Source organism: Stenotrophomonas sp. Ps181 (assembly GCF_025697425.1).
Lineage (GTDB): Bacteria > Pseudomonadota > Gammaproteobacteria > Xanthomonadales > Xanthomonadaceae > Stenotrophomonas > Stenotrophomonas sepilia.
Map to the genome: position 1 here is coordinate 1 of NZ_JAHWBI010000023.1, position 713 is coordinate 713.

Annotated in this window: 1 protein-coding gene; it reads left to right on the forward strand. The window is 65.5% G+C overall.

Annotated elements, in window-relative coordinates:
- Positions 1-713 (forward strand): GTP-binding protein (locus KXV01_RS19995; RefSeq protein ID WP_263468024.1); only part of this gene is annotated, 713 nt, incomplete at both ends.

The window sequence follows — 713 nt, forward strand, 5'->3', positions numbered from 1 at the left end:
CGCACCAAGCCGCACGTCAACGTCGGCACCATCGGTCACGTCGACCACGGCAAGACCACGCTGACCGCCGCACTGACCAAGATCGGTGCCGAGCGCTTCGGTGGCGAGTTCAAGGACTACTCCTCGATCGACGCCGCGCCGGAAGAGAAGGCGCGTGGCATCACGATCTCGACCGCGCACGTCGAATACGAATCCCCGATCCGTCACTACGCCCACGTTGACTGCCCGGGCCACGCTGACTACGTCAAGAACATGATCACCGGTGCCGCCCAGATGGACGGCGCGATCCTGGTGTGCTCGGCCGCTGACGGCCCGATGCCGCAGACCCGTGAGCACATCCTGCTGTCGCGCCAGGTCGGCGTGCCGTACATCGTCGTGTTCCTGAACAAGGCCGACATGGTGGACGACGCCGAGCTGCTCGAGCTGGTCGAGATGGAAGTGCGCGAGCTGCTGAGCAAGTACGAGTTCCCGGGCGACGACACCCCGATCATCGCCGGTTCGGCCCGTCTGGCGCTGGAAGGCGACCAGAGCGACATCGGCGTGCCGGCCATCCTGAAGCTGGTCGACGCGCTGGACAGCTGGATTCCGGAGCCGGAGCGTGCGATCGACAAGCCGTTCCTGATGCCGGTGGAAGACGTGTTCTCGATCTCGGGCCGCGGCACCGTGGTGACCGGTCGTATCGAGCGCGGCGTGATCAAGGTTGGCGACGAAAT